This is a genomic window from Devosia sp. (genome assembly GCF_028290645.1).
Taxonomy (GTDB): domain Bacteria; phylum Pseudomonadota; class Alphaproteobacteria; order Rhizobiales; family Devosiaceae; genus Devosia_A.
Map to the genome: position 1 here is coordinate 1 of NZ_JAQGJL010000400.1, position 7,176 is coordinate 7,176.

Sequence of the window (7,176 nt, forward strand, 5' to 3'; positions counted from 1 at the left end):
TTATTGAACACGAATGCCGCCCCCACAGCCGTTGTCGTTCACGTCAGTGTGACCATTGCTCTAGCTACCGTGCTTACCGGTCTCGTGCGTCTCTGCGTCTCCGCGCTCCACAGCACGTCGCCGGTTACTCCCTGGTGATGTCCGTCAGCTCCGAAGCCTCTATGGCTGGAGGATGGGACACCCTCAAACAGGTTCGTCGCGAGTTCCAGAAGATCATCCGGTTCTCATCCATCTGTGAAGGGTGGACACGTCAGACCGAGTTCTCTGCTCCCACCGATCTCGTGAACTGGCATGACAACGTCGTGTTGCTCGGGATCTCAGAAGTAGATCTTCAGTTGGTCTGTTCGGCATGGATGACGGCAGCTCACCGGGTGGGCGTCACGGCCAAGGCACCGGATGTGAAGGAGATCTACGACCTCCCCGGCTTGCTCGGCTACATCTCCAAGCGTCTGCCCATCCCCGAGGACGAGGAGCGCCGGGAGGAGATGAAGGAGTTCTTCTCTCGTCGCAGGTTGCTCGGCTACAGCGGAGGATCATTCCGCAAGCGCTACAAGCCCCGCACACCGGCTGGAGGACGCCCCCGCATCGAGAACGACGATGAGGTCATCGAGTTGCCCTACAGGGTCACCGTGCGCCGGGCAGCACGCATCCTGGGTGTCTCCGTCGGCACCGCATCCACTCGGCTCTCACGGGTGCGCAAGTACTTCGACTACATGATCAAAAACACCTACTTCGATGACGCAGGACACCGCCGCGTACGGCTCATCTGACGCCGGCAGCGTTCAGCCGGCCACGGCCTGGACGACGCCAGAGCGCTGAAACTACGTGCTGCACGGCCCACGGTTTCAGGTGGAGATTTCCGCGAATCCATGCCTCATCGAGCATCTACGAGGGGCAAGTTCTCACCACTTTTTCGGCGGTCGACGTTTCTGTCGATACTAAGGATGAGGGCATCGGTCTCCAAATCTTCCAGGGCTTCGCCGATGCCCTCACCAAGAGCGGCTGGTTCTGAAATCCCGCGAAGATGTCTTCGCCAGCCGCTCTCCCCGAAACGAAGGGAGCCGACCATGGCCGCATGTTCCATCTGCAGGAACCCCAGCGCCAAGGCGCTGATCGACGGCGCAGTACTCAGCGGATCGACCCCCATCGACGCATGGCGTCAGCACGGCGAGGGCCTGGGGATCTCGTTGGCCGCGACGTATCGCCACACCAACCGGCACAGCGCGCGCGGCATCATCGCACCCAACTACCTGGGTGACCTCACGACCGGTGAAGTTCTCGCCGACCAGGCCGCACTGGTGCGCTCGTTCATCGTGCAGCGCTCCAACGCCCTTGACCGGGGCGACAATGCCACAGCAGCTCGTGAGGGAGCTCTTGCGCAGAACGCGCTGACCACCCTCATCAAAGCCGGGATCCCGAACGAAGACGCGGCGACGACGCTTCACTATTTCGACAAGATCGGGCGCACCCTCCAGCTCCGGGCACGGCAGGATCCCGACGCGCTCGACGCGCTCGCCGCCGTCGCAGATTCCGTCTACGACAAAGAGCTGGCCGACGACCTCCGCTCCGTCGCCCAGATCGGCCGCGACTACAACAGCACCACAAACAAGGAGAAATAACGCATGTCTGAAACCACTACCTGGCATGTCGTCCGCGACGGCCTGACCATCCACCAGCTTGCGGCCCCGCTCAACGGGCGCAAGGTACTGCACCCCGGCGAGCTTGCCCTGGTGGCCGCCGTCGCCTCTCGTGGTGATGAGGTTACCGTGACGCCCGAGCTGATCGAGGCAACGAAGGATCGTTGGGGCGAATCCGCATACGCGGATCTCTCCGACCAGTCGCAGATCCAGCGCTGGGGTACGGTCTATCTCCAGCCTGGAACAGTCAACGAAGGGCTGGCCCGTCAGCTCGCAGCCGAGGCCGACTCCAAGGCAGCCGCCGAGCGCCAGAGCCGCAAGCTTGAGGCAGCCCGTTACGGTCGTCACCTGGCACCGACAGAGGATGAGGTACTGGCAGCCGCCGACCTGATCCGCGCTCGCCGCGACGGAGCACGCCAGTGAGCGCCCGCAGCGTCCTGGGCCGCGACTACCCGGTGCCCAACGTCGACAGCACGCCCACCGTTCGCCCTGAGACGGTCGCGGCGGCACAGGCAGCCGAACAGGACATCGCAGCCCGCAAGGCGGCCACGCTGGCACCGGTGGGAAGCAAGTCCCCGGTTGCTCCCCAGACCACGGAGACGGCCCTTGAAGCATTGAAGCGCGCCTCCTCGCCCGCCGAATGGGAAGAGTACGAACGCCGCATCGAGATCGCTCGCATCGCCAAGCGCGCCAAGAACATCAAGTAGCAGCAATGGCTCATTTCTTCGGGGACTGGGGCACGCCAACAATCGACGGCCCGCAGGAGTTGACCGTAGGCGGTCGCGTGTTCCACGTCCCCGAGGATTGCAAGATCAAGATCGTTACCGCGACGGGCGGCAATCAGGTGGCACACGTCAAGGTTGGTCGCTGTGTCGCTGTCCTCTCCGTGCTGGGCCAGCTCATCGAGACCGAGCAGCAGGCCCGCAAGCGCGCGATGCCTCAGCCGTGGCAGGACATCGTTGCCTCATAGACCACCGTGTGCAGGTCGTCCTCTTGGTCATGGAGTTCTCCGCGACCTGCACACGGTTTCACACCGTCTCATCAAGCTTGCTAAATGAGACACAACTCGAACACCCTAGATTCGTCTCAAACTGAATACGAAAACAAGGTTTGAGACATGTCTCTCGTGATACATCACAGAGTCAGAAAGTGATACACTTTCGTCATGACTACATACACCTACGGCTACCGCCGCGTTTCATCCGCCCAGCAGAGCTACGACCGCCAGACTGCCGCCCTCACTGAGTACGGCATCCCCGAGTCCCGGATCTTCGAAGACAAGCTTTCGGGTAAGTCAATGACCCGCCCCGGTTTCGACGCCATGCTTGCGCAGGCTCGTGAGGGAGACACCATTGTTGTGTCGTCACTCGACCGCTTCGGGCGCACCACGCAGGGCATCCTGTCCACCATCGACGCACTGACAGAGCGCGGCATCGAAGTGCAGTCGCTCAAAGCCGGTGAGGACTTCAAGGGCATCACCGGGAAGTTGATTTTGACAGTGCTCGCCGCCATTGCCGAATGGGAGCGTGAGAACACCAACGAACGCGCAGCCGATGCACGCGCAGCACGCGCCGCCAAGGGCATCAAGGTGGAACGCACAGCGACCACGCTCACCCCGGCCACCATTGCCAAGGTCAAGGCCATGCGCGCAGAGAACCGCACCATGAAGTCGATCACCGACGAACTTAAGATCAGCCGCGCCAGCGCTTACCGCGCACTCGACGCCTAGCCCCTACGACACACTAGGCCCCGATTCGTCGGGGCCTTTGTCGTCTTCGGACACGGGAATGGGCACCGGGCGTAGCCCCCTACGCCGGTAGCGCCCCGGTCGCCTACCCCCGGTTTCCCCTAAGCCGTAACCATCCCTTTTGCAGCGAGGCTAAAGCCCCGAGCCGCAGCCGACGAGCTTTCGTCTCCTTCGGCAGGCGATAGGCCTCGCCCTTGTCGACATTGAGCATCCAACGGCGCGGGCCGGGGTACTGCAGCCAGGTCACCGCGTAGTTCTGCCACGGGCCAGACGCCGGGAAGCTCGCGATGCCCTTCCCTGTGACCACAGCGTTAGGTGTGAGATTCCCCAGCGGCGTCCAATTCGCCCAGTACGTTCCCGAGCCGAATCGGACATCATGCGCTGCCCCGTTGCCGAAGTTCGTGATCGAAACCTGCATGGTCGTGTTGACGTGATCGGAGCCGGGAATCTTCTTGTTGTCATCGCCCTCCGTCATGTAGGTGGGCATGTAGTCGCCGCCGGCGCGCGCGACGCTGATTCGAGGTCGAGGGTAGTACCGCCATGTCTGAGTAGCTGTGAAGATTGCGACCCCGAGGGCGACCAGAGACACGACGACAGGGATCCATTGACCGGGCGTAGCAATGAATGCCGCAACACCTGTCCAGAATGTCATGGCCGCAATTTAGCGCACGAAGTCGTGTTGGCGCGGACGTCCGGAAAAAGGGGGAAGGGGTCCCTCAAACTTCGAGGGACCCCGTCCAGGGCAAAGTATTTAGTTGTGCCGAGTGTCGCCGCTAAAGGTCTACTTTTTGAAGAGTTCCTGGATGACTTTTTCGCCTACTTCCTTCGCTGCTCCAACAGCAAGCCCGAGGGCAGCACTCCTGAGCAGCTCACCGAAATCACGCCCGTAAGAGCGGGCTGCGTCTTCGCCGGCTTCGCGAAGAATCGCAGGGTCGTGATTCGCGTCAATTTCCTCCCGCTGGTTCTTTTCGTCCTTTCGCTTGGACTTGGACCGTCGCCGATTTTGCGACATGGATACCCCCTTTGGGGTTGTGGGGCAACGCCATTCGTCACCCCGGGTCTTTGGTTAGCTAGCTCGCCTCCCCAGGGAGACGAACGTCGCTAACTTCAGGCACCGTCTCGAAGACTCCAGTGGTGAAGGCTTCGATAGCTGCGCGAATCATGTCGGACCGGGAAAACTGCCTGTACCCAGCGCCCCGTGCGAGAGCCTCGATCTGGTCGAGGCGGTGCAAAGAATCACTGTCGATCCGAACTTTGACAACTTCTGTGAGCGGTTTTGTCGCGGGCGCAACACCCAACCGCTCTAGGAGCGAATTCAAGAAGCAGCCTCCTCTTCGGTATGCAAAGGGACGCTTCCAAAGCTTCGTGAATTGGCTCGATGTCGTTGTATTGCGGTTTTCATCATTTTCTCCATTTCGTTAGTCGCCCCTGCAATTGCAGGGTTGGGTATGCCCAGTATGACACCCGTGGTCTTGTACCACAAGGCACACAAAGAATGGCGCTTCGAATGTCTTTGTCTGTAGGCAGGGGGAGGGCCGCGGGGCACATTCTGCGTTTTGTAAACGAAGAATTGCGAGCTGTCCACTGAGTCCATTTCGCTAACCTGTGGGAATGGAGTTTGAGACGGTCCAACTCGACCACGACGGCGAACCAGAAGTTCTACAAGTGGAGCGCCAACTAAATGGGGAGGGCTACGACATCATTGGGCGCGAAGTGCCGACCGAGCACGACGCTAAGACGCTCTGGTGGAGGAGAGTGGCGGGCACAAGCAATTTTCAGGTCATCACGCCTGGGCACAGGTGGGACAAGTTCGATGTGCCGCATTTGATGGTCGGCCCTAGATCGAGTTGATCTCTAGGTCTTGCTAGTTCAAATCACCTATTGACGCCGCCCAGGTTTCGTCAACCCGCTGCATAGGCGCGAGCCGATCTGGGAACTCAGCGTGCCGGCGAAGACTCTCGCTCTTCGCGAAGCGAAACTCCCACGTGCGAGTCGCAGAGAAGAGACACGCTCCCACCACATCAAACTCGGTCACCTTATAGAAACGACTTGCAGGATCGTTTTTCGAGGCGCGAGTCTTCTGGACTTCGACTTTGATCGTGCCGTCGGCGTACCGGTTTGGGCTCACGTTTTTGCACTCAACAACGAATGTTCGGCCGTCTCGAAGACCAACATCGAAATCTGGTTCTCCATCGCGATCGCGTCTAGCGACGCGAGAGACATCAGAGTTTCCTTCGAATTGCCGTTGCATGTGGTGCTCAGCGACGCCACCCTTCACGGCGACAGATAGGCGAGATCGTCCTGCGATGATTTCGAGAATCTCCCGGCTGCTGAGCTCAAACTCCCTCTCCAGAACGTGCGTGAATGACCCGCTCGGGTTAGCGGCGAAAGGATTGAGGAGGCTTTTGGCGGCTGCGAGACGTAAAGGACTGTCGAGACCAAGGTCAGTCGCTCGACGTTCCAGGCGGGCGAAGTCGAGTAGCCGATTCGGTTTGAAAGCCACGACAGTTTCGAGCCCGGAGTCGGACCTCGGGTTGTCTCGCCGCGATCCGGCGTGGTTGTCCTTTTCCCACGCGTGCCAGCCGGCAGCACCCATCGCGTCGAGGTCGGAATCCTTTGCGTAATAGGAGATCCCCAACGGCATCGGATTCCAGAGGTGAGGATCCAGGCCGATGAAAAGATGACGCGCGGGGTCGATTCCCAGGATCAAGGTGGTGTCAACAGACGCAACATCGAAGGCGACCTCTCCCTCGTCCCACTTGTCTTCTCCGCCGAGGCGGAGTTGACCGCGGTTTTCGTCGAGCGGACGATTTTTGGTCGTTACCTTCCCGAATCGGGACGGGTAGATGAGGAGGCCCAGTCGCTCGTCCTTTTCGGTCTGGACTCCAAAATAAAACGGTGCGCGAGTGTGCGGGCTCGAGTAGAGGATTCGACCTCCGCAAATCTCTATAGCTGCCGCGATTTCTTCGTGGAGGTCCTTCCTTCCAGACACTCGATAGACCTGGAAGTAATTGCGGCCGGCAACGCCCTGAGTCCCATCGGTGCCGCGTCCGGTCATGGACCCGACCCTAGCGCCGTCGGAATGTCGGTGGGGTCCGCCACGGTCCACTAAGCGATACTTTCAATGCGTGGATGGTCGGGAGATCCCACTGCTCAATCACTTCGAGGTACAGACACATGACTGAAGCGCTACCCGTAGTCAGCCTCTTTTCGGGGGCCGGCGGCCTGGACCTCGCGGTAGAGCGCGCCGATGCCGAGCCGCTCAACTCGCAGGACACGGGATCTGGAATCGCGCACGTGCACGTCGCGACCGACTACAACGCGCCTGCGCTCGAAACGCTCGCGGCGAACTTCCCCGGCGCGACCTCGTTGAACGGCGACATTAGGACCCTCGCATCCGAGCAGCTGCTGGATTTAGCTGGGTTGCGATCCGGGGAGCCCGCGCTCGTCATTGGGGGACCTCCATGCACGCCGTTCAGTAAGTCGGGATTCTGGCTGGAACAGAAGCGAGAAAGTCGCGATCCGAACGCATCCTTGCTTGACGAATACGTTCGCGTTGTTCGTGACACGCGACCGGAAGCCTTCATCCTGGAAAACGTGCAGGGGCTGACCTACAAGACCCACCGAGCGCAATTTGAACGGCTTCTTCGCAGCTTGACTGAACTCGGCTACAACCCCCAGTGGAAGGTGCTTCTCGCGGCTGACTACGGTGTGCCCCAGCTTCGGCGTCGCGTGTTTGTCGTCGGACGCCGAGACGGCAAGAAGTTCGAGTTCCCCGAGCCGACACATTCG

General features: G+C 60.5%; 10 protein-coding genes. 7 read left to right on the forward strand and 3 right to left on the reverse strand.

The window, feature by feature from the left end; translation table 11 throughout:
- Positions 1-134 precede the first annotated feature (134 nt).
- The 6 genes from JWQ89_RS21165 (at position 135) to JWQ89_RS21190 (ending at position 3,366) form a co-directional block, all read left to right on the forward strand.
- A complete protein-coding gene (locus JWQ89_RS21165) occupies positions 135-770 on the forward strand; it encodes a hypothetical protein (protein WP_299644421.1) in 636 nt (211 codons plus the stop codon).
- 297 nt (positions 771-1,067) lie between these two features.
- Complete coding sequence (locus JWQ89_RS21170; RefSeq protein WP_299644423.1) at positions 1,068-1,619, forward strand: hypothetical protein; 552 nt, start codon at positions 1,068-1,070, stop codon at positions 1,617-1,619.
- Positions 1,620-1,622: 3 nt separating this feature from the next.
- Positions 1,623-2,060, forward strand: coding sequence for a hypothetical protein (locus JWQ89_RS21175; protein WP_299644426.1), 438 nt, complete (start codon positions 1,623-1,625; stop codon positions 2,058-2,060).
- Entirely contained in the window at positions 2,057-2,344 is a 288-nt protein-coding gene (locus JWQ89_RS21180) for a hypothetical protein (protein WP_299644428.1), read from the forward strand. Before JWQ89_RS21175 ends, JWQ89_RS21180 begins: the two co-directional genes overlap by 4 nt.
- A 5-nt stretch (positions 2,345-2,349) precedes the next feature.
- Complete coding sequence (locus tag JWQ89_RS21185; protein ID WP_299644431.1) at positions 2,350-2,607, forward strand: hypothetical protein; 258 nt, start codon at positions 2,350-2,352, stop codon at positions 2,605-2,607.
- Positions 2,608-2,802: 195 nt separating this feature from the next.
- Positions 2,803-3,366, forward strand: a complete 564-nt coding sequence (locus JWQ89_RS21190; RefSeq protein ID WP_299644433.1) for a recombinase family protein — start codon at positions 2,803-2,805, stop codon at positions 3,364-3,366.
- A 103-nt stretch (positions 3,367-3,469) separates the two neighbouring features.
- On the opposite strand, the gene JWQ89_RS21195 is transcribed toward JWQ89_RS21190, so the two are convergent.
- The 3 genes from JWQ89_RS21195 to JWQ89_RS21205 all read right to left on the reverse strand — a co-directional run bounded on the left by JWQ89_RS21195 (position 3,470) and on the right by JWQ89_RS21205 (position 6,442).
- Entirely contained in the window at positions 3,470-3,871 is a 402-nt protein-coding gene (locus JWQ89_RS21195) for a hypothetical protein (protein WP_299644437.1), read from the reverse strand.
- A 294-nt stretch (positions 3,872-4,165) separates the two neighbouring features.
- The gene (locus tag JWQ89_RS21200; protein ID WP_299644438.1) at positions 4,166-4,396 is read right to left on the reverse strand and encodes a hypothetical protein; all 231 of its coding nucleotides are present in this window, start codon (positions 4,394-4,396) and stop codon (positions 4,166-4,168) included.
- A gap of 852 nt (positions 4,397-5,248) precedes the next feature.
- Positions 5,249-6,442 (reverse strand): hypothetical protein, encoded by a 1,194-nt coding sequence (locus JWQ89_RS21205; protein ID WP_299644441.1) that lies wholly within the window; start codon positions 6,440-6,442, stop codon positions 5,249-5,251.
- A gap of 119 nt (positions 6,443-6,561) precedes the next feature.
- On the opposite strand from JWQ89_RS21205, the gene dcm reads away from it, so the two are divergent.
- Positions 6,562-7,176: DNA (cytosine-5-)-methyltransferase (gene dcm, locus JWQ89_RS21210; protein ID WP_299644443.1), on the forward strand; the 615-nt coding region annotated here is incomplete at its 3' end.

Coding starts and splice junctions, on each gene's coding strand:
- JWQ89_RS21185 (WP_299644431.1), top strand. CDS start 2,350: ATGGCTCATTTCTTCGGGGACTGGGGCACGCCAACAATCGACGGCCCG.
- JWQ89_RS21195 (WP_299644437.1), bottom strand. CDS start 3,871: ATGCCCACCTACATGACGGAGGGCGATGACAACAAGAAGATTCCCGGC.
- JWQ89_RS21200 (WP_299644438.1), bottom strand. CDS start 4,396: ATGTCGCAAAATCGGCGACGGTCCAAGTCCAAGCGAAAGGACGAAAAG.
- JWQ89_RS21175 (WP_299644426.1), top strand. CDS start 1,623: ATGTCTGAAACCACTACCTGGCATGTCGTCCGCGACGGCCTGACCATC.
- JWQ89_RS21205 (WP_299644441.1), bottom strand. CDS start 6,442: ATGACCGGACGCGGCACCGATGGGACTCAGGGCGTTGCCGGCCGCAAT.
- JWQ89_RS21170 (WP_299644423.1), top strand. CDS start 1,068: ATGGCCGCATGTTCCATCTGCAGGAACCCCAGCGCCAAGGCGCTGATC.
- JWQ89_RS21190 (WP_299644433.1), top strand. CDS start 2,803: ATGACTACATACACCTACGGCTACCGCCGCGTTTCATCCGCCCAGCAG.